The sequence below is a fragment of the Bradyrhizobium sp. SZCCHNS1050 genome (assembly GCF_032484785.1).
In the GTDB taxonomy this organism is placed as follows: domain Bacteria; phylum Pseudomonadota; class Alphaproteobacteria; order Rhizobiales; family Xanthobacteraceae; genus Bradyrhizobium.
Map to the genome: position 1 here is coordinate 5,239,732 of NZ_JAUETR010000001.1, position 18,895 is coordinate 5,258,626.

General features: G+C 65.7%; 18 protein-coding genes. 7 read left to right on the plus strand and 11 right to left on the minus strand.

Annotated elements, in window-relative coordinates; genetic code table 11:
• Window positions 1-6: 6 nt before the first annotated feature.
• From QX094_RS23675 to QX094_RS23720, 10 genes are all read right to left on the minus strand, one after another.
• Complete coding sequence (locus tag QX094_RS23675) at window positions 7-837, minus strand: ABC transporter permease (protein ID WP_316188220.1); 831 nt, start codon at window positions 835-837, stop codon at window positions 7-9.
• 64 nt (window positions 838-901) lie between these two features.
• Complete coding sequence (locus QX094_RS23680) at window positions 902-1,843, minus strand: ABC transporter permease (protein WP_316188161.1); 942 nt, start codon at window positions 1,841-1,843, stop codon at window positions 902-904.
• Between the two features lie 223 nt (window positions 1,844-2,066).
• On the minus strand, window positions 2,067-3,578 hold the full coding sequence (locus QX094_RS23685) for an ABC transporter substrate-binding protein (RefSeq protein ID WP_316188221.1): 1,512 nt from the start codon (window positions 3,576-3,578) through the stop codon (window positions 2,067-2,069).
• An 84-nt stretch (window positions 3,579-3,662) separates the two neighbouring features.
• A complete protein-coding gene (locus QX094_RS23690) occupies window positions 3,663-4,373 on the minus strand; it encodes a DUF1028 domain-containing protein (protein ID WP_316188162.1) in 711 nt (236 codons plus the stop codon).
• Between the two features lie 13 nt (window positions 4,374-4,386).
• Window positions 4,387-6,189 carry a gamma-glutamyltransferase family protein gene (locus QX094_RS23695; RefSeq protein WP_315715757.1) on the minus strand — a complete coding sequence of 601 codons (1,803 nt, stop codon included), beginning with the start codon at window positions 6,187-6,189 and terminating at the stop codon, window positions 4,387-4,389.
• A gap of 48 nt (window positions 6,190-6,237) precedes the next feature.
• Window positions 6,238-7,233, minus strand: a complete 996-nt coding sequence (locus QX094_RS23700; protein ID WP_315715758.1) for an oligopeptide/dipeptide ABC transporter ATP-binding protein — start codon at window positions 7,231-7,233, stop codon at window positions 6,238-6,240.
• Complete coding sequence (locus QX094_RS23705; protein ID WP_315715759.1) at window positions 7,230-8,213, minus strand: ABC transporter ATP-binding protein; 984 nt, start codon at window positions 8,211-8,213, stop codon at window positions 7,230-7,232. Before QX094_RS23705 ends, QX094_RS23700 begins: the two co-directional genes overlap by 4 nt.
• 34 nt (window positions 8,214-8,247) lie before the next feature.
• Window positions 8,248-9,213: an ABC transporter permease gene (locus QX094_RS23710; protein WP_315715760.1), complete on the minus strand. Its 966-nt coding sequence runs from the start codon at window positions 9,211-9,213 to the stop codon at window positions 8,248-8,250.
• Between the two features lie 2 nt (window positions 9,214-9,215).
• Window positions 9,216-10,196 carry an ABC transporter permease gene (locus QX094_RS23715; RefSeq protein ID WP_315715761.1) on the minus strand — a complete coding sequence of 327 codons (981 nt, stop codon included), beginning with the start codon at window positions 10,194-10,196 and terminating at the stop codon, window positions 9,216-9,218.
• A 108-nt stretch (window positions 10,197-10,304) separates the two neighbouring features.
• Window positions 10,305-11,900 carry an ABC transporter substrate-binding protein gene (locus QX094_RS23720; protein ID WP_315754699.1) on the minus strand — a complete coding sequence of 532 codons (1,596 nt, stop codon included), beginning with the start codon at window positions 11,898-11,900 and terminating at the stop codon, window positions 10,305-10,307.
• Window positions 11,901-12,425: 525 nt separating this feature from the next.
• On the opposite strand from QX094_RS23720, the gene QX094_RS23725 reads away from it, so the two are divergent.
• Both QX094_RS23725 and QX094_RS23730 read left to right on the plus strand, forming a co-directional pair.
• Window positions 12,426-12,686, plus strand: a complete 261-nt coding sequence (locus tag QX094_RS23725; protein WP_315715763.1) for a DUF6489 family protein — start codon at window positions 12,426-12,428, stop codon at window positions 12,684-12,686.
• Between the two features lie 138 nt (window positions 12,687-12,824).
• Entirely contained in the window at window positions 12,825-13,829 is a 1,005-nt protein-coding gene (locus QX094_RS23730; protein WP_315715764.1) for an alpha/beta hydrolase, read from the plus strand.
• Between the two features lie 99 nt (window positions 13,830-13,928).
• Here the strand turns inward: QX094_RS23730 and QX094_RS23735 are convergent, their stop codons facing one another.
• A complete protein-coding gene (locus QX094_RS23735) occupies window positions 13,929-14,849 on the minus strand; it encodes an alpha/beta hydrolase (RefSeq protein ID WP_315715765.1) in 921 nt (306 codons plus the stop codon).
• A 146-nt stretch (window positions 14,850-14,995) separates the two neighbouring features.
• On the opposite strand from QX094_RS23735, the gene QX094_RS23740 reads away from it, so the two are divergent.
• The 5 genes from QX094_RS23740 to paaB all read left to right on the plus strand — a co-directional run bounded on the left by QX094_RS23740 (window position 14,996) and on the right by paaB (window position 18,778).
• The gene (locus QX094_RS23740; RefSeq protein ID WP_315715827.1) at window positions 14,996-15,769 is read left to right on the plus strand and encodes a hypothetical protein; all 774 of its coding nucleotides are present in this window, start codon (window positions 14,996-14,998) and stop codon (window positions 15,767-15,769) included.
• A gap of 188 nt (window positions 15,770-15,957) precedes the next feature.
• On the plus strand, window positions 15,958-16,434 hold the full coding sequence (locus QX094_RS23745) for a phasin (RefSeq protein ID WP_315715766.1): 477 nt from the start codon (window positions 15,958-15,960) through the stop codon (window positions 16,432-16,434).
• A gap of 90 nt (window positions 16,435-16,524) precedes the next feature.
• Window positions 16,525-17,406 carry a phenylacetic acid degradation operon negative regulatory protein PaaX gene (gene paaX, locus QX094_RS23750; protein WP_315715767.1) on the plus strand — a complete coding sequence of 294 codons (882 nt, stop codon included), beginning with the start codon at window positions 16,525-16,527 and terminating at the stop codon, window positions 17,404-17,406.
• A 79-nt stretch (window positions 17,407-17,485) separates the two neighbouring features.
• On the plus strand, window positions 17,486-18,475 hold the full coding sequence (gene paaA / locus QX094_RS23755) for a 1,2-phenylacetyl-CoA epoxidase subunit PaaA (RefSeq protein WP_315715768.1): 990 nt from the start codon (window positions 17,486-17,488) through the stop codon (window positions 18,473-18,475).
• Window positions 18,476-18,490: 15 nt separating this feature from the next.
• On the plus strand, window positions 18,491-18,778 hold the full coding sequence (paaB, locus tag QX094_RS23760) for a 1,2-phenylacetyl-CoA epoxidase subunit PaaB (RefSeq protein WP_315715769.1): 288 nt from the start codon (window positions 18,491-18,493) through the stop codon (window positions 18,776-18,778).
• Window positions 18,779-18,895 lie beyond the last annotated feature (117 nt).

Sequence of the window (18,895 nt, forward strand, 5' to 3'; positions counted from 1 at the left end):
CCTCGCTCACTCTTCCTGCTGCGGATCGAGCGCGTCGCGCAGGCCGTCGCCGAGGAGGTTGAGCGACAGCACGACGAGGAAGATCGCAAGGCCGGGCCAGATCGCCATCCACGGCGCGTTGGTGAGGAAGCGCTGGGCGGCGTTGAGCATGCTGCCCCAGGACGGGGCGGGCGGCTGCTGGCCCAGGCCTAGGAATGACAGCGCTGCCTCGGCGATGATGGCGGCGGCGACCGACAGCGTCGCCTGCACCAATAGCGCCGGCATGATGTTCGGCAGGATGTGCCTGACCGCGATCTGCAGGTCGGTATCGCCGACGCTGCGGGCGGCCTCGACATATTCCTCGACCTTGACGCTCATCACCTCGCCGCGGGTCAGCCGGACGAAGATCGGCGTCGCCGAGATGCCGATCGCGATCATGGCATTGCCGAGGCTCGGCCCCAGGAATGCCGCCAGCGCGATCGCCAGGATCAGGAACGGGCAGGCCAGCATCGCGTCGGTGATGCGGCTGATCAGAGCATCGAGGAAGCCGCCGCGGTAGCCTGCGATTATGCCGATCGGGACGCCGATCGCCAGCGCGATGGCGACCGAGATCGCTCCGGCCAGCAGCGAGGCCCGCGCGCCGTAGATCACACGGGCCAGCACGTCGCGGCCGAGATCGTCGGTGCCGAACCAATGCGCCGCCGATGGCGCCTTGCGCACCAGCGCCCAGCTCGTCTTGATGGGATCGTAGGGCGCCACCACCGGCGCGAGCACGGCGAGCAGGATGAAGGCCGTGATCAGGCAGAGCCCGACCATGGCGCCTTTGCGCTTCACCAGTCGGCGCAAGGTGCGCTGCATCGGCCGCTCGAGCGGAGCGAGGGCGCGGGCTCCGTGGGGAGCTGACAGCGTCGTCTCGGCCATCTCAGCTCCTCAGCCGCGGATTGACGAGGACATAGGCGAGATCGGCGATCAGGTTCAGCATGATGTAGACGGTGGCGGTGACCAGCACGACGCCCTGCACGACGGCGTAGTCGCGATTGAACACGGCATCGACGATCAGCTTGCCGAAGCCGGGGATCGAGAAGATCTGCTCGGTCAGCACGGCGCCGGACAACAGCGTCCCGAGCTCGAGCGCGCCCAGCGTGATCACCGGCGTCAGGGCATTGCGCAGCGCGTGGCGCAGGATGACCTGGCGTTCGGAGATGCCCTTGGCGCGCGCGGTGCGAATGTAGTCGCTGCTCAGGACCTGCAGCATCGCGCTGCGGGTGTGGCGCATCAGGATCGCGGCGATGGCATTGCCGAGCACGAAGGCCGGCATGATGGTGGCGGCGAGACTGGCCCGCCAGTCCTCGGCGGGCGAGACGTAACCGGAGGCGGGCAGCCAGCCGAGCTGGATCGAGAACAGGAAGATCAGCATGATGCCGAGCCAGAAGTTCGGCGTCGAGATGCCCCACAGCGCAAACAGGTTGGCGGCATAGTCCCAGGCGGTTCCGCGCTTCACGGCGGAAACGATGCCGGCGGGAATGCCGATCAGGAACGCGATCACGATCGCCATCGAGGCGAGCTGCAGGGTTACGGGGAGCTTCTGCAGGATGAGATCGCGCACCGGCATCTTGATGCGCAGCGACTCGCCGAAATCGCCCGAGAGCACGCCCTTGATCCAGTAGCCGTACTGAACCGGAAGCGGCTGGTCGAGGCGATACTGCTTGCGGATCTGCTCGATCACCGCGGGATCGCGCTCCTCGCCGGCCATCACCAGCGCGGGGTCGCCGGGCAGGAGCTGTTGCAGCGAGAAGATGAGGATGGAGACAAAGATCAGCGTCGGGATGATCTGGGCGATGCGGCGGGCGAGGAACGTCAGCATGATCAGCTCTTCCTGCGGCGCTGAGGATGTCGGCCGTCAGATGCAGGTCGCGCCTCCTGCGTTCCCTCCCCCCTTGTGGGGGAGGGACAGGGAGGGGGGTGCCCCAAGCGACAACGGCGTGCGTGGCACCCCCCTCCCCAGTCCTCCCCCACAAGGGGGGAGGGAGCAGAGCAGGCGCGGGGCGCTAGTTGCGCTTCCCAACGAGCGGGCGCCACCTGTTCTCTCACTTCAGCTTCAGCCCGACCACGCGCAGCAGGCCGTCCGGCATCGGCTTGAAGCCCTCGAGCTTCGTGGTCTGCGCGAACAGGAATTTGCGGTGATAGAGGTAGAGGATCGGCTCGTCGGCCTGCTGCTCCTTGACCAGCGTCTCGTAGATCGCCTTGCGCTTGGCCTGGTCGGTGACGAGGCGCGCGTCCTCCAGCGCCTTGTCGGCGGCGGCGTTGCTCCAGGCGCTGTAGTTGAGCGCCGCACCCGAATGGAGATGGTTGTAGGTGTTGCCGTCGGGATCGCTGCGGCCGCTCCACTCCAGCATGAAGGCCTGGTATTCGCCGGCCTCGGCCTGCTTCAGCGACGTCGCGAATTCGGTGATGCGGATCTTCAGATCGAAGCCGGCCTCGGCGGCCATCGCCTGCAGCACCTGCGCAGCCGCTTCGCTCTCGCTTTCTTTCGGCACCATGAAATCGACGGCGACCGGCGGCGTCACACCGGCTTCCTTCAGCAGGGCCTTGGCCTTCTCGACGTCGCGGCCGCGCACCGGGAAGGCGGCCTGGTAGTAAGGATTTTCAGGATTGACGAACTGATTGCCGGGCTTGAACTCGCCGTTGAAGACGACTTGGTTCAGCGCTTCGCGGTCGATCGACAGATCGAGCGCTTGGCGCACCTTGGCGGACTGGCTCAGCGGGCCCTTGGTTTTGTCCTTGCCGATGTTGAGCGTCAGGCCGCGATAGCCGAGGCTGGTCGCGGTCGACAGCTTCAGGCGCTTGTCGCTCGTGACATCCTTGATGTCGGTGGCGAGCAGGCGCTCGATCATGTCGAGGCCGCCGGATTTCAGGTTCGCCAGCCGCACCGTGGCGTCGACGATCGGCTGGTAGACGATCCTGCCGATGAAGACGTTGTCCTTGTTCCAGTAGTCGGCGAACTTCTCGAACACGATGCGGTCCTGCTGGACGCGCTCGACGAACTTGTACGGACCGGCGCAGACCGGATGCAGGCCGAACTTGTCGCCGGCCTCTTTCGCGGCCTTCGGCGACACCATCATGCCGGCGCGGTCGGTGAGCTGGGCGATCAGCGGCGAGAACGGCGCTTTCAGGACGAGCTTGATCGTCAGGGGATCGACGACGTCGACATGATCGAGCGACGCCAGCTCGGGCTTGCGGAACGAGCCGGGGAAGGTGAGGTGGCGGTCGAGCGAGAATTTGGCGGCCTCGGCGTCGAACGGCTCGCCGTCATGAAACTTGACACCGGGCCGGAGCTTGATGGTGACCTCCTTGCCGTCGGCGGAGGTCTGCTGCGACAGCGCGAGCTGCGGCACGATGTTGAGCTTGTCGTCGATGTCGAACAGCTTGTCGCAGGTCGCGGCGAAGACGATGCGGCCGACATAGGTGCGGGCCATGGTCGGATCGAGAACATCGGGGTCCTCGGCAAGGCCGATGCGCAAGGTGGTCTGCGCCTGTGCGGCAGGCCCCCAAGAGACCACGGCAACGGCCGCGACCGCGGCCAAGCACCAGTTCCTCATCATCCGATTTCCCTCACGAAGATGCAGCCTGCGTTGTTGCGCTATCAATACCAACCCCGGTCACGCGCCGTCCTTCCGGCTCGGTCATGTCTGGTTCGCGAGCGCGGCGGCGATGCCGGCATCAATCGTGGCGCGATCCGTAATCCCAGCCGGATTGTCGCGCGTCGGCATGAACTGCCGGAACACCGCCCAATGCTTGCGGCTGACGCCCTCCAGGCGTGCGAGCTCGGCGAGCGGATCGGCGTGATCGTCGACACGCAGATCGAGCTCGGACCACTCCTCCTTGCCGTGGACCAGGAGGGCGGCCGACTGTTTGCCGCGCTTGTCACCGCCGGCCGCCTCACCGGCCTTCATGGCCGCGATCAGACGCTCCGCGAAGGGCAGGGCGTGGCTGGCGATAAACGCGTTCGCGGTTTCGTTCAGCACCTGCGGGCCGGCCAGCATGTTGCCGGCAATCGAAAAGCCACGGCCTTCGAGATGGCCGCACCAGCCGATGCAGTCGCGGCCGGTGTGGGCGGCAATCTGGCCGTTGTGATCGAGGATGTGGAGCTGGCGGCTCTCGCGGCCGGGATCGGCAGATGTCAGCAGTTGCACGATCTCGCGCGGATGCCGGCCGTCGCGCAGCAGCGTGACGCCGTCGATGCCGTAATAGGGATTGACCAGCGCCTGTGTGGCGATGCCGCCGTGGCCGGCGACGATGAAGGGCACGCGCGCGCCGACGGCGAAGAAGCGGGTGGCGACGGCGATGCCGATCCGGCCGGTGAGATCGTCCTTGGCAATGATCGACCAGGTCATCGGCGTCTCGCTGTCATCGTCCGGCCGCGTAGCCCTGCATGCCCCGTGGATTGGCCGCGGCGCGGCGGCGGCGGCCGACGCGTGATGCGGCCGTGAGCCGGCCTTCCGACCAGTCCGGACCGACCTCGACGACATGGCCGCGACGGCGCAACTCCTCGACGGTCGCCTTGGGCACGCGGCCCTCGACCACCAGCACGCCGGGGCGCGCGGTGCGCGGCCAGAACGAGATCGGGAAATGCTCGGAGTGCCACGCCGGCGCGTCGATCGACTCTTGCAGGTTCATGCCGGCATGGACGTGGCGCAGGAAGAACTGCGTGTTCCACTGGTCCTGCTGGTCGCCGCCGGGCGAACCCCAGGCCACATAAGGCTCGCCGTCGCGCAGCGCCATGGTCGGCGATAGCGTCGTGCGCGGCCGCTTGCCCGGCACCAGCGCGGCCGGATGATCCTCCTCGAGCCAGAACATCTGCGCGCGCGTCCCCAGGCAGAAGCCGAGCTCGGGGATGACCGGCGATGATTGCAGCCAGCCGCCGGAGGGCGTCGCCGAGATCATGTTGCCTCGGGAATCGATGATGTCGAAATGCACGGTGTCGCCGCGCACCTCGCCGAAGCGGCCGACGGTCGGCTCGCCCGAGCCCATTGCGCCGACGGCCTCGCGGCGGCCTTGGGCCTCGCGCAGCTTCACCTTGGCGCCGTAGCCGTCGAGCGTGCCGGGACGCAGCTCGAGCGAGGCCTTTTCGGTGATCAGCTTGCGGCGCTCGTCGTTGTAGGCATCCGACAGCAGCGTCTCGATCGGGATGTCGGCGAAAGCAGGATCGCCGTAGAAGGCCTCGCGATCGGCGAAGGCGAGCTTCGCGGCTTCGATCTGCCAATGAATGAAATCGGGGCCGGTCGGATCGAGGCCGTCGAGCACAAAGCCCTTGAGCAGCGCGAGCTGCTGGAGCAGCACCGGGCCTTGGCTCCAGACGCCGGCCTTGCACACGGTGTAGCGGCCGTACTGATAGGTCAGCGGTGCCTCGATGGTCGGCTGCCAGCGCGCCATGTCGTCGGCTGTCAGCACGCCCTTGTGGCGCGAACCCGAGACGTCCATCACTTCCTGCGTCCGGCAGAAACGGTCGATGGCCTCGGCGACGAAGCCCTGCGACCAGGCCTTGCGCGCGCGCTCGATCTGCGCGTCGCGATCAGCACCCGCGCTTTCGCCTTCACTGAGGATGCGTGCGTAGGTTTCCGCGAGCTGTGGATTGGTGAACAGCGTGCCCGGCCTCGGCACCTCGCCATTGGGCAGATAGAGCGCGGCCGAGGTCGGCCAATGCGTCTTGAACAGCTGCTCCACGGTCTGGATCGTCGCCGAGATACGCTCGACAAGCGGATAGCCGTCGCGCGCGTAGGAAATCGCCGGCTCCAGCACGTCGCGCAGCCGCATCGTGCCGTAGTCGCGCAGCAGCAGCATCCAGGACTCGAACGTGCCGGGCACGCAGGCCGCGAGCAGGCCGGTGCCGGGCACCATGTCGAGGCCTTCGTTCTTGTAGTGCGCGATGGTGGCGCCTGATGGCGCCGGGCCCTGGCCGCAGATCACCTCGGTGCGCCCGCGCCTGACGTCGTGCAGGATGATCGGCACGTCGCCGCCAGGACCGTTCAAATGCGGCTCCACCACCTGCAGGGTGAAGGCCGCCGCGACGCCGGCGTCGAAGGCGTTGCCGCCGCGCTCCAGCATCGCCATGCCCACCGCGGTGGCGAGCCAGTGCGTGGAGGTGACGACGCCGAAGGTACCGTCGATCTCGGGGCGGGTCGTGAAGGGATCGGGGTTGATGAAGCTCATGTGACTTTCATTCTGATGATCGGTCCGTCCGCACCACGACTCGTTGCCTCATGCAGGAACGGCCGCGCTCGCCGGCTGGTTCACCGCATGGCAGGCCACGCCGCCGATGAGTTCGGGCGACTGCTGCCGACAGAGATCGAATGCAAGGGGACAGCGTGGGTTGAAGGTGCAGCCGGAGGGCGGATTGATCGGGTTCGGGATCTCGCCTTTGACCGGAATGCGCTGGCGGCCGGACATCGACAGGTCCGGCACTGCGCCGAGCAGCATCTTGGTGTAGGGCATGCGCGGGTCGCTGAACAGCGTGCGGCCATCGGCGATCTCGACGATGCGGCCGAGATACATCACGCCGATGCGGCTCGCCATGTGGCGGACGACTGCGAGATTGTGGCTGATGAACAGATAGGTCAGGCCGAACTTGTCCTGCAAATCGCGCATCAGATTGAGGATCTGCGCCTGCACGGAGACGTCGAGCGCCGAGGTCGGCTCGTCGCAGACGATGAACTCGGCCTCGGAGGCGAGCGCGCGCGCGATGGCGATGCGCTGACGCTGCCCGCCAGAGAATTCGTGCGGGAATTTCTGGCCGTCGTCGGGATGCAGGCCGACCAGCGTCAGCAACTCGCCGACGCGGTCCTTGATCTGGCGCTCACCCTCGATGATGTCAAAGGCGCGGATCGGCTCGGCGATGATGCTATCGACGCGGAAGCGCGGATTGAGGCTCGCGTAAGGATCCTGGAACACCATCTGGATGCGGCGGCGCAGCTTGCGCCGCACCTGGGCCTGGCGCGCTTCGCTCATCGACACGCCGTCGATGATGACCTCGCCCGACGTCGGCGCCAGCAGCCCGACCACCATGCGCGCGACCGTGGTCTTGCCAGAACCGGATTCGCCGACCAGCGCGAAGGTCTCGCCCTTCCTGATGCCGAAGCTGACGCCGTCGACCGCCTTCAGGAACTCCTGCGGCTGACGCTCGATCACGCGGTTGAGCCAGGGTTTCGAGACGTCGAAGACCCGGCGCAGGTTCTTGACCTCGACGAAATCGGTCATGCCGCGGTCTCCGTCGCGCGATCGTACAGATGACAGGCGACGGCCTGCGTGCCCTGGCGTAGCGGCTCCGGCCGGTCGACGCGGCAGCGGTCGAAGGCGAAGCTGCAGCGCGGATTGAACGAGCAGCCGGGCGGGATCGCGGACAGTCGTGGCATCGAGCCTGGGATCTGCACCAGCCGCTTCTCCTCGCCCGCGAGCGTCGGGATCGCGCCCATCAGCCCCTTGGCGTAGGGGTGCAGCGGGTTGTTGATCACCTCCTGCACCGGGCCGATCTCGGCGACGCGGCCGGCATACATCACGGCGACGCGGTCGCAGGTCTCGGCGATCACGCCCATGTCGTGGGTCACCAGCATCACGGCGGTGCCGTGGTCGCGGCCGAGCCGCTTGATCAGCGAGATGATCTGCGCCTGCACGGAGACGTCCAGCGCGGTGGTCGGCTCGTCTGCGATGATCAGTTCCGGCTCGGCGCACAGCGCCAACGCGATCACGACGCGCTGGCGCATGCCGCCGGAGAATTCGTGCGGATAGCCGTCGATGCGCTTCTCGGGCGCCGATATGCCGACCTCGGCGAGCAGGTCGATGGCTCGCTTGCGCGCCTGCTGCTCGGTGAGGTTGGTGTGGGTCCTGATGGTCTCGATGATCTGGTCGCCGACGCGATACAGCGGATTGAGCGAGGTCAGCGGATCCTGGAAGATCATGCCGATGCGCTTGCCGCGCACCTTGCGCATCTCCTCCGGCGGCAGGTTGTCGATCCGCAGGCCGGAGAGCTGGATCTCGCCGCCGGAGATGCGGCCCGGAGGATCGATCAGGCCGATCACGGCGAGGCCGGTGACGGACTTGCCGGCACCGGATTCGCCGACGACGCCGAGCACCTCGCCCTTGGCGATGTCGTAGGAGACGCCGTCGATCGCGCGCAGGGTGCCGCGCCGGGTCGCGAACTCGACCTGCAGGTTGCGCACGGACAGAACGGGGGCGGTCATGAGCTCAAGCCTCGGAAGGACGCATTCACGCGGGTCATCGCAGTTTCGGGTTCAGGGCGTCGCGCAGCCAGTCGCCGAGCAGGTTGATGGCGAGGATCAGTCCGGCCAAAGCGATGCCGGGGAAGGCAACGATCCACCATTCGCCGGCGAACAGATAGTTGTTGCCGATCCGGATCAGGGTCCCGAGCGACGGCATCGTTTCGGGCATGCCGGAGCCGAGGAACGACAAGGTCGCCTCGGTGATGATCGCCAGCGCAAGGTTGATGGTGGCGATCACCAGCACGGGACCGGTGGTGTTGGGCAGCACGTGGCGCAGCATGATGACCGGCGCGGGCAGGCCGATCAGCTGTGCTGCGGCGACGTAATCCTTGTTCTTCTCGACGAGGACCGAGCTGCGCACCGTGCGTGCATATTGCACCCAGAAGGAGAGGCCGATCGCCAGCACGAGCACGACCAGCATGCTGAGCCAGTCCAGCCGGTTGCCGGACACCGACTTGGCGATGCCGTTGACCAGCAGCGCAATCAGGATCGGCGGAAAGGTGAGCTGGACGTCGGCGATGCGCATGATCACTGTGTCGACCCGGCCGCCGAAATAGCCGGCGATCAGGCCGAGGCCGATGCCGAGCGCGCCGGAAAAGGCAACGCCGAGAATGCCGACCAGGAGCGAGATGCGCAGGCCATAGAGGATGGCCGAGAGCACGTCGCGGCCCTGCTCGTCGGTGCCGAGCAAGAACGGGCTCTGTCCGTCGGCGGTCCACAGCGGCGAAATCCGCGAGTTCAACAGCTGCAATTGGGCCGGGTCGAACGGGTTTTGCGGCGACAGCAGCGGCGCGAAGATCGCCAGCAGGAAGAACAGCAGCGTGATCACGGCCGCGGCGACCGTCAGCTTGGAGCGGCGGAACGAGTAGAACAGGTCGCTCGCAAGCGCACGCTTCAGCCATCCGTCGGCGGCGCGCGGCGTCTCGACGGGCGTGGGGTGGGGAAGGGCGGCGTCGCTCATGATCAGGCCGGACGGCTGATGGTCGCGCGCAGGCGCGGATCGACCACGGTGTAGAGGATATCAACCACGAGATTGATGGTGACGAAGATCAGCGACACCATCATCAGGTAGGCCGCCATGATCGGGATGTCGACATTCTGCACCGCCTGCACGAACAACAGGCCCATGCCCGGCCATTGGAACACCTGCTCGGTGATGATCGAGAACGCGATCACCGAGCCGAACTGCAGGCCGACCACGGTGATCACCGGCACCAGCGTGTTGCGCAGCGCATGGCCGAAATGAATCGCGCGCGTGGTCAGCCCACGGGCGCGGGCGAAGCGGATGTAGTCGGTGCGCAGCACCTCGAGCATCTCGGCGCGAACCAGTCGCATGATCAAGGTCATCTGGAACAGGCCGAGCGTGATCGAGGGCATGATGAGCGCCTTCCAGCCGGAGACGGTGAACAGGCCCGATGTCCACCAGCCGAACCTGACGGTGTCGCCGCGGCCGAACGACGGCAGCCAGCCCAGCGTGACCGAGAACAGGTAGATCAGGAGGATGCCGATCAGGAAGGTCGGCAGGGAGATGCCGATCAGCGACAGCATCTGGAACAGCTTGGCGAGCAGGGAGTCGCGGTGCAGCGCCGAGAACACGCCCATCAGGATGCCGCAGAACAGCGCCAGGATCGTCGCGCAGACCGCGAGCTCCAGGGTGGCGGGCATGCGCTCCTTGAGCAGATCGGAGACCGGCTGCCGGAACTGATAGGAGACGCCGAACTTGAACTGCGCCGCGTCGAACAGATAGCGACCGAACTGCACGATGAAGGGATCGTCGAGCCCGAGCGACTGGCGGATGCTGGCCCGTTCCGCGGCCGACGCGTCGATCGGCACGATCTGGCTCACCGGGTCTCCGGCGAAGCGGAACATGGCGAACGCGATGATTCCGACGGCGATCATGACGCCGATGGCCTGAATTGCTCGGCGAAGCGCGAAGGCGAGCATCTGATCCTTTCAGGTCCTTCGAGATGCGGCGGCGCGTAGCACCTGCCGCAGGAAATGAAAAGTCCCGAAAAGCAGTTCTGCTTTCCGGGACTTGTCGTTGCGTCTGGACTACTCGGTCTTGGTGGCGAGGAACAGCAGCACGGCGTTGTCGGCGCGCAGCGGAATCTTCACCTTCTTCGAGACGCCCCAGGCCACCGCCTGCTGATGCAGCGGGATGTAGCCGTAATCCTTGATGCCGATCTCGAAGGCCTGCTTGATCAGTTGATTGCGCTTGGCGGTATCGGTCTCGACCAGGACCTTGTCGGTCAGGGCGTCGAACTCCTTGTTGCAGTAATTGCCGAGATTGGCCTCGCCCCGGGTCGGGTCCTTGGCATCGTCACGGCAGCCCATGATGTCGTGCATCACGTTGTGCGCGTCCATCGAGGAGGGCGTCCAACCGAGCAGGAAGAACGAGGTGTTGTAGCCGCCGGGCTTCAGCACCTTGGCGAAGTACTGCGCCTTGGGCTGGGCGTTCAGGTTCACCTTGACCCCGATGCGGGCGAGCATGCCGACCACGGCCTGGCAGATCGCGGCGTCGTTGACGTAGCGGTCGTTCGGGCAATCCATGCCGACCTCGAAGCCGTCGGGATAGCCGGCCTCGGTCAGCAGCTTCTTGGCGGCGTCCGGATCATATTTCGGCCGGGTGAAGTCCTTCGACAGCGCATAGAGCTGCGGAGCGATCATCAGCGCCGACGGGGTCGACAGGCCGCGCATGACGCGGGTCTTGATCAGCTCGACGTCGATCGCCTTGTAGAAGGCCTCGCGGACGCGGATATCCTTGAACGGGTTCTTGCCCTTGACGTTGGAGTACAAGAGCTCGTCGCGCGTCTCGTCCATGCCAAGGAAGATCGTGCGCAGCTCCGGTCCCTTCAGGACCTGGGCGTTCGGGCTGGAATCGACGCGGCCGATATCCTGCACCGGGACCGGCTCGATGACGTCGACCTCGCCGGACAGCAGCGCGGCGACGCGCGTGGCGTCGGAGGCGATGGTGGTGAACACGATCTCCTTCAGATTGTGCTCGGGCTTGCCCCACCAGTTCGGATTGACCTTGAACACGGTCTTCACACCGGGCTGATGGCTCTCGATGATGAAGGGGCCGGTGCCGTTCTCATGCAGCGCGGCGTAGCTCGGCGTGGTTGCCGACACCGGCGTCGGCGCGACCGAGTTGTTGTCCTCGCACCACTTCTTGCTCATGATGTACCACGTATCCCATTGCGAGATCAGGATGGGATTGGGGGCATCGAGCTTCACGTCGACGGTGTAGTCGTCGACCTTGATGAATTTTGCGTCCGGCGGAACGTTGGAGAGGAAGTTGGAACCGGTGGCGCGGACGCGATCGGCGGAGAAGATCACGTCGTCGGCCGTGAAGGGTTCGCCATTGTGGAACTTGACGCCCTTGCGCAGATGGAAGCGCCAGCGGGTCGGCTCGGGCGTTTCCCAGCTCTCGGCCAGCGCGGGGATGATCTTCAGATCCTTGTCGCGCGCGGTCAGCCCCTCGTAGACGTGAGCATGGTGCGCAATCGTGGTCGATTCCTTGAAGGTGTAGGGATCGAGCGATTTCAGGGTGCCCTGGTTGGCATAGCGCAGGGTCTGGGCCGAAGCTGGCATGACGGCGAGGCCGAATGCGACCGCTGCCGCGATGAGCAGGGATTTGCGTCCCGACATATGTCCAAATTCTCCGCGTTTGACGCTTGGTTTTTCGGCAGGCGCGATTGTGTCCGGCCTGTTTTGCTTCGAAGTTCGTGTTGTCTGCAGCGCCTCTTGCACGAACTTCAAGAAGCAACAAGACGCCGGGCGATATGCTTGCAAGTCTGATGCCGCGCCGGAATGAACTGATCCCGTTGGCTCTGGCCTGGCGGTGCGTCGTGCGACCCGCGGCAGATCGATCCGAATATGTTGCCAGAGTTCAGCGGCGGCACACAAGTGCAGTTTGTTTAAGCCTAAACGATATGGTTATCCCCCCGCCGCCGCTGTGCGGCGCACGCGAGCGGCGGCTTCCGGGATGGGGCTGAGGGCTCGCCGGATTGACCATGTCCCGGGAATTGCGCACCTGCAGCAACGCGCCGCTTGCTAGAGGGGGGCCGGCGCGGTGATACTGGACACCCCCTGCCGCGAGTCCGGGATGGTCTTCCTGGTGAAGGGAGCCCGGCCCGGGGCTCGCGTCGGGATGGTTCGAACAGCGGAGCGGACATGAAAGTCAATATCGAGATCGATTGCACACCGCTCGAAGCGCGGCAGTTTTTCGGACTTCCCGATGTCGGTCCGATGCAGGCTGCGGTCATGGACCGGCTGCAGAACCAGATGACGAGCAACATCGACAAGCTCACGCCCGAAGCCATCATGCAGAGCTGGTTCACGTTCGATCCCCGCTTGGCCGAACGGTTTCAGGACCTGATGCTGACCATGACAGGCCTCGGCGGCAGCCGCTCGAACGACAAGAAGTCGGCCTGACGCGGCCGACGGCCGCACGGATTACGCTTGCGCGGAACTCCGAAGGGACGTGGCGTGACGTCACGGCATGGGGCAGGCTCCATGCCGGAGCCGAAGACCGGTCGAAAAAGACCGGCTGAACACTTCAGGGGAGGACGCATGACCGATCCGTCTTGGATGCCGGCGCTGCAGTTCGCGACGACCAACGGCATCCGCATGGGCTATTACGAGGCGGGCCCCGTCAGCGACCGGCCGCCGATGATCCTCTGCCACGGCTGGCCGGAGCTGGCCTTCTCCTGGCGGCATCAGATCAAGGCGCTGGCCGAGGCCGGCATCCGCGTCATCGCACCCGATCAGCGCGGCTATGGCGCGACCGACCGGCCGGAGCCGGTCGAGGCCTATGACCTCGAGCATCTCACCGCCGACCTCGTCGGCCTGCTCGATCATCTGAAGATCGACAAGGCGATCTTCGTCGGTCACGATTGGGGCGGCTTCGTCGTCTGGCAGATGCCGCTGCGATACCCCGACCGAGTCGCGGGCGTGGTCGGCATCAACACGCCGCATCTGCCGCGCGCGCCCGCCGATCCCATCGCCATCATGCGCAAGCGGTTCGGCGACATGATGTACATCGTGCAGTTCCAGGATCCCGCACGCGAGCCGGACCGCATCTTCGGCAGCCGTGTCGGGGAGACCTTCGATGCCTTCATGCGCAAGCCGCTGCCGCGCAGCGATACGCCGCCGACGGAGCCGCCGGACGGCGGGATCGCAGCCTCGCCATCGCTCAACCTGGCGTTCCCGCAGATGATCGCAGCCTATGACGCCGCCAAGGACACGCGGCAGCCGATCCTGTCGGAGGCGGAGAAGCAGGTGTTCGTCGACACCTTCACGCGCACCGGCTTCACCGGCGGCATCAATTGGTATCGCAACATGACGCGCAACTGGCAGCGCGCCGAAGGGCTCGATCAAACGGTGCGCGTGCCGTCGCTGATGATCATGGCGGAGAACGACGCCGTGCTGCCGCCCTCGGCCGCCGACGGCATGGAGAAGCTGGTGCCGGACCTGGAGAAACATCTCGTCCGCGACAGCGGCCATTGGACGCAGCAGGAGCAGCCCGCGGAGGTCAGCGCGAAGCTGATCGAATGGCGCCGGCGACGGTTCGGTTGAAGAACGGCCGAGGCAGATTGCACGTCCGAGTGAGAGGCTGCGGCCGAGCCAAACAACAACAGATGTCGTCAAGCCTGCCGACGCAGCGCGTCGGCTCTCCTAAGCCGCCTGCGCATTAGCGCCGTGCGCGTGCTCGGCGATTGCGTCGATGATCTGCGGCCACATCGGCCGCGGAGTAGCGTGACCCATGCCGTCGATCATCAGGAGCTTGGCATTCGGAATCGACTCCGCCGTGTCCTTGCCGGCGGTGGGATGGACCAGCGGGTCGACCTTGCCGTGGATCACGAGTGTCGGCGCCGTCACCAGATGCAGCCGCGGCTTGCGGCTGCCGGAGGCCAGGATCGCGCGCAACTGACGTCCGACGCCGGCGGGATTGATGCCGCGCGCGAAGCAGCGTTCGGCGAGTGCCACGTCATTTACCTCGTCCTCGGGAAATGAGCCGACGCGCAGCGCCTTCCAGGTCTTCTGGAAGCGCTTGATGTAGTCGTCCTTGGTCTTCGGCGGCGGCGCCATCAGCAGCATCGCGACCTCGCGCGTCGGCGGCGGGATGCGCGGATTGCCGGTCGTCGACATGATCGACGTCAGCGAGCGCACGCGATGCGGAAAGGAGATCGCGATCTCCTGCGCGATCATGCCGCCCATCGACGCGCCGACCAGATGCGCCGACTTGATGTCGAGCGCGTCCATCAGGCCGACCGTGTCCTTGGCCATGTCGAGCAGCTTGTAGGGCGCGGAGACGGGAATGTTGAAGAAGCGCAGCTTGATCAGCTCGAACGGGGTCAGCCGGCGGCCGCCATGCAGCTTGCTCGATTGGCCGATGTCGCGGTTGTCGAAGCGGATCACGCGGAAGCCGCGGCTTGCGAGCTGTTCGCAGAACTCGTCGTACCAGATGATCATCTGGCCGCCGAGGCCCATGATCAGCACGAGGGGAGGGGCCGCCGGGTCGCCGAAGATCTCGTAGCAGATGTCGATACCGTTGGCGCGCACAGTCTGCGGCGGCTGATGAGCAGTTGCAGTCACTTGATCCCTCGTTCAAGGCCTTGGAACCCTCTATGGCATGGTTCTGTTGGTCGAGAGAAGCAAGCTACAAGTTCTCCCGCACCGCAGCGAAGGCGTGCTATGATAAGTTGTGTTTGAGTCTTGTATTGGTCTGAAGGAGCGTGCCGATGGCGAACAAAGCTGGCGACCCGATCGCATTCTGGCAGCAGATGGTCGGAGAGATGCAGAAGAGCTTCAGCGCCTTCACGCGGCTGCGCCCGATGGGTGTGACGCCCCGTCCATCCTCCGACGGTCCCGCAACTGGTTCAGGAAACGGACAGAAGCCCATGGTTGATCTGATGGAAAACTATTTCGCCGGCATGAACGTGCCGAGCCGTGGTCAGCTCACCGCCTTGAATGAGCGGCTCGCCTCCATCGAGGGCGAGCTGGCGGAGACACGGGTGTTGTTGAAGGAGCTGCTGGCTTCCGCGCAGGTGCCCGCGACGACGCCCGCCGATCTCGCTCCGCAATTGAACGAGATCAGGAGCGTGCTGGATTCGCTTCTCTCCGCGTCCAAGGCGCCGGCGCCAGTCGTGGCGCCGCCGCGCGACGTCACGCCGGACTTGAAGGGGATCAAGGACTTGCTCAACGAGCTTCTTGCCGCGACCAAGGCTCCGCAACCGGCGGCAAAATCCGCCGTCGACGTCACGCCCCAGTTGAGCGAGATCAAAGCATTGCTCGACCGGACGCTGAACGCTGCCAAAGCACCCGATCCGTCACCGACAGTCGCGATCGAGGCAGAGTTGCGCGAGATCCGGGCCATGCTCGACACGTTGATGAAGCCGTCTCAGCCCGTCGACGCCGCGCCCAAGGCTGATGAGGCGGCTCCAAAGCCGGCCGAGCCGGCCCGGTCGGGGAAGAACCGCAACAAAAAGCACGGCGGCGCCCCTGCCGAGCACTGAGGTTCACCCGAACGTTCCGACGTGCGGCGGGTCGCTCAGCGGTTGCCAGTTCTTTCCTCCCATCCCGGGATGGTGCGTTGCAACATTTATGTTGCGTTGCACCATTCAGAATGATATAGCTGAGTCACTCCGGTTTCATAAGGGACGGAGCGAGCCATAGCTCAGAAGCATTGAGGATGGAGACAGCCATGACCACCGAGACCAACACCGTGTTCGACACCGTCAAAGACGCCTTTGCGCCGGTGACCGACGCGTTCAAGAACCTGCAGACGATGGAAGTGCCGGAGTCCGCGCGGGAGTTCGTCAAGAAGACCGCGTCGACCGCCAAGGAGCGCGCTGCGGAGGCCCTCGCTGGCTCCGAGAAGGTGACGTCGGCGATCGAGACCGCCGTGTTCGACGGCGTGACCGAGGCCGGCAAGATCAGCCGGAACATTCAGCAGGCGCTGTATCAGGACACCGAGGCCTTCTTCGACGGCATCGACCGGCTGGCGTCCGCCAAGTCGATCAGCGAAGCCGTTCAGATCCAGGGTGAGCTGGCCCGTGCCCGCGGTGAGGCGCTCGTCGCCCGCGCCAAGTCGACCAGCGAGTATGTCGGCAAGCTCGTCACCGAAGGTGCCAAGCTCGCGCAGGAGAACATGGCCAAGGCCTACAACAAGACCGCCTGATCGCCTCGCGCATCAGCCGATCGACCTGCAAGGCCCGCATCGTGCGGGCCTTTTCTTTTGTGACCAGGCGAAACCGGATAAAGCGGAGACATGGCGCAGCCTCTGTCCCGCATCGTCAATCAACTGAAGAGCGAGCCGTCGCGCACGGGCTCGCTGATCATCACCGTGTTCGGCGACGCCATCGTGCCGCGGGGCGGCAGCGTCTGGCTCGGCAGCTTGCTCGCCTTCTTCGAAGGGCTCGCCATCGACGGCAGCGTGGTGCGCACGGCGATGTCGCGGCTGACGGCGGAAGGCTGGTTCGAGCGCAGCAGAATAGGACGCAACAGCTTCTATCGCCTGACCCGGCGCGGCGAACAGACCTTCGCCGGCGCCACCCGCCACATCTACGATTCGCCGCCGGCGGAATGGAACGGCAGCTTCGAACTGCTGCTCATCGGCAGCGCCGAGGATCGCGAGCAGGCGAGGACTGCGCTGCGCGATGCGGGCTTCGGCAGCCCGCTGCCCGGTGTGTTCGTGGCCCCCTCGAGCATCGCCGTCCCTGACGCAGTGGAGGGGGCCATCCGCCTGCAAGCGTCCGCCGGCTCCGACATGGCGCGACGGCTGGTCGCCGAGAGCTGGGCGCTGGAGCGGACGGCGGAGGCGTACCGCAAGTTCAGCGCCTCCTTTGCGCCGCTCAAGGACAGCATCGCGCGCGGCGAGGTGTTGTCCGACGGGCAGGCCTTCACCGCCCGGATCCTGCTGATCCACCACTATCGGCGCATCGTGCTGCGCGATCCGCTGCTGCCGGCCGAGCTGCTGCCGGGGAATTGGCCTGGACGGCAGGCCCGGGCGCTGTGCGGCGAGATTTATCGGTTGCTGCTGCCGGGTTCCGAGCGCTGGCTCGACGCGCATGCAACAAATGAGGAGGGGCCTCTGCCGGCGGCCGGAGCGGCGCTGCTGCGGCGTTTCGCCGTTGAGAATGCGGTCCGTTGATATATTACAGAATTCGATTGCACGGATGAAATCTCGTTATATATTGGCGTCAACCAAGTCCTGGGAGGACGCCGCCGCAATGTACACGCAGGCGCTCAATTCGCCCGAGGAGGGCAGCTTCGCCGAGGACGCTGGACGCGCCTCGCGCTTTCAGGCGCGCATCGATGCCGAAGAGCGCATCGAGCCGAACGATTGGATGCCGGCGGCCTATCGCAAGACGCTGGTCCGGCAGATCTCGCAACACGCCCATTCCGAAATCGTCGGCATGCTGCCCGAGGGCAACTGGATCACGCGCGCGCCGAGCCTGCGCCGCAAGGCAGCGTTGCTCGCCAAGGTCCAGGACGAGTGCGGCCACGGGCTGTATCTCTACGCCGCCGCCGAGACGCTCGGCGCCTCGCGCGAGGAGCTGGTCGATGCGATGCTCGCCGGCAAGGCCAAGTACTCCTCGATCTTCAACTACCCGACCCTGACCTGGGCAGACATCGGTGTGATCGGCTGGCTGGTCGACGGCGCCGCGATCATGAACCAGATTCCGTTGTGCCGCTGTTCCTATGGTCCCTATGCGCGTGCGATGATCCGCGTCTGCAAGGAGGAATCGTTCCATCAGCGGCAGGGCTACGAGATCATGCTCACGCTCTGCCGCGGCACGCCCGAGCAGAAGGCGATGGCGCAGGACGCGCTGAACCGCTGGTGGTGGCCGGTGCTGATGATGTTCGGCCCGCCCGACCAGGCCAGCCAGCACAGCGACACCTCGACCAAGTGGAAGATCAAGCGCTTCTCGAACGACGAGCTGCGCCAGAAGTTCATCGATGCCACCGTGCCGCAGGCGCAGTATCTCGGGCTCACCATTCCCGATCCCGAGATGACGCAGGACGAGCAGGGCCATTGGGTGCACGGCCCGATCGACTGGAACGAGTTCAAGCAGGTGCTGGCCGGCAACGGCCCGTGCAACCGCGATCGCATGGCCGCGCGCCGCAAGGCGCATGCCGAGGGCGCCTGGGTGCGCGAGGCCGCGACCGCCTACGCCGAGAAGCGCGCGCGGCGCCGGATGGCGCAGGCTGCCGAATAGGACAGGGAGATCGAAATGGCGACGCCGAACACGCCGTTGTGGGAAGTCTTCATCCGCAGCCGCAACGGGCTTGCGCACAAGCATTGCGGCTCGCTGCACGCGCCGGATGCGACCATGGCACTGCAGGCGGCGCGCGATCTCTACACCCGCCGCGGCGAGGGCCTGTCGATCTGGGTGGTGCCGTCGAGCGCGATCACCGCGTCCGATCCTGCCGACAAGGGCATGATGTTCGAGCCGGCGGAGTCGAAGATCTATCGGCATCCGACGTTCTACGATGTGCCCGAGGAAGTCGGGCATATGTGAGTGCGGACGGCCGTCAGCCGTCGTCATTGCGAGCGCAGCGAAGCAATCCAGACTGCCGGCTCGGATGAATCCCTGGATTGCTGCGCTCGCAATGGCTGAGTTCGTGGCGGGCCTGAT

What these genes read in the sequence shown, in the direction of transcription:
- QX094_RS23675 (WP_316188220.1), bottom strand. Translation starts at nt 837, where the DNA reads ATGCAGCGCACCTTGCGCCGACTGGTGAAGCGCAAAGGCGCCATGGTC.
- QX094_RS23680 (WP_316188161.1), bottom strand. Translation starts at nt 1,843, where the DNA reads ATGCTGACGTTCCTCGCCCGCCGCATCGCCCAGATCATCCCGACGCTG.
- QX094_RS23685 (WP_316188221.1), bottom strand. Translation starts at nt 3,578, where the DNA reads ATGAGGAACTGGTGCTTGGCCGCGGTCGCGGCCGTTGCCGTGGTCTCT.
- QX094_RS23690 (WP_316188162.1), bottom strand. Translation starts at nt 4,373, where the DNA reads ATGACCTGGTCGATCATTGCCAAGGACGATCTCACCGGCCGGATCGGC.
- QX094_RS23695 (WP_315715757.1), bottom strand. Translation starts at nt 6,189, where the DNA reads ATGAGCTTCATCAACCCCGATCCCTTCACGACCCGCCCCGAGATCGAC.
- QX094_RS23700 (WP_315715758.1), bottom strand. Translation starts at nt 7,233, where the DNA reads ATGACCGATTTCGTCGAGGTCAAGAACCTGCGCCGGGTCTTCGACGTC.
- QX094_RS23705 (WP_315715759.1), bottom strand. Translation starts at nt 8,213, where the DNA reads ATGACCGCCCCCGTTCTGTCCGTGCGCAACCTGCAGGTCGAGTTCGCG.
- QX094_RS23710 (WP_315715760.1), bottom strand. Translation starts at nt 9,213, where the DNA reads ATGAGCGACGCCGCCCTTCCCCACCCCACGCCCGTCGAGACGCCGCGC.
- QX094_RS23715 (WP_315715761.1), bottom strand. Translation starts at nt 10,196, where the DNA reads ATGCTCGCCTTCGCGCTTCGCCGAGCAATTCAGGCCATCGGCGTCATG.
- QX094_RS23720 (WP_315754699.1), bottom strand. Translation starts at nt 11,900, where the DNA reads ATGTCGGGACGCAAATCCCTGCTCATCGCGGCAGCGGTCGCATTCGGC.
- QX094_RS23725 (WP_315715763.1), top strand. Translation starts at nt 12,426, where the DNA reads ATGAAAGTCAATATCGAGATCGATTGCACACCGCTCGAAGCGCGGCAG.
- QX094_RS23730 (WP_315715764.1), top strand. Translation starts at nt 12,825, where the DNA reads ATGACCGATCCGTCTTGGATGCCGGCGCTGCAGTTCGCGACGACCAAC.
- QX094_RS23740 (WP_315715827.1), top strand. Translation starts at nt 14,996, where the DNA reads ATGGCGAACAAAGCTGGCGACCCGATCGCATTCTGGCAGCAGATGGTC.
- QX094_RS23745 (WP_315715766.1), top strand. Translation starts at nt 15,958, where the DNA reads ATGACCACCGAGACCAACACCGTGTTCGACACCGTCAAAGACGCCTTT.
- paaX (WP_315715767.1), top strand. Translation starts at nt 16,525, where the DNA reads ATGGCGCAGCCTCTGTCCCGCATCGTCAATCAACTGAAGAGCGAGCCG.
- paaA (WP_315715768.1), top strand. Translation starts at nt 17,486, where the DNA reads ATGTACACGCAGGCGCTCAATTCGCCCGAGGAGGGCAGCTTCGCCGAG.
- paaB (WP_315715769.1), top strand. Translation starts at nt 18,491, where the DNA reads ATGGCGACGCCGAACACGCCGTTGTGGGAAGTCTTCATCCGCAGCCGC.